Annotated in this window: 1 rRNA gene; it reads right to left on the bottom strand. The window is 45.8% G+C overall.

The features are described 5' to 3' along the window. Nucleotides 1-156 (bottom strand): 23S ribosomal RNA (locus HUK38_RS14840); the annotation flags it as partial. Between the last annotated feature and the right edge of the window lie 213 nt (nucleotides 157-369).

The raw sequence follows: 369 nt of genomic DNA, 5'->3' as shown, positions 1-369 counted from the left end.
CACTGGATACCCGTCTTGCGACAGGTGGGTTTCCCCATTCGGACATCCCCGGATCAACGCTTATTTGCCAGCTCCCCGAGGCTTTTCGCAAGCTATTACGTCCTTCATCGCCTCCTACCGCCTAGGCATCCACCGTCTGCGCTTCATCACTTGACCATATAACCCCAAATACTTTGGAGTCACACACATTGCTGACTTCTATTGCGCATCATAATAATCAACGCCTAATGACGTTGTCATTTGACACCTTTGCGATCTCACCAAATTGTTAAAGAACTAAAAAATAGGGTAATAAACACACCATCACAAACGTATTAAACAGTCGTTGACTGGTCAATTAAAACGGAATGGAAATGGTGCAGGTCATGC

Origin of the sequence: Thiospirillum jenense, assembly GCF_014145225.1 — a bacterium.
Classification (GTDB): Bacteria; Pseudomonadota; Gammaproteobacteria; order Chromatiales; family Chromatiaceae; genus Thiospirillum; species Thiospirillum jenense.
The sequence above is the reverse complement of the archived record's forward strand: the minus strand, read 5'-3'. Positions and strand labels throughout refer to the sequence as shown.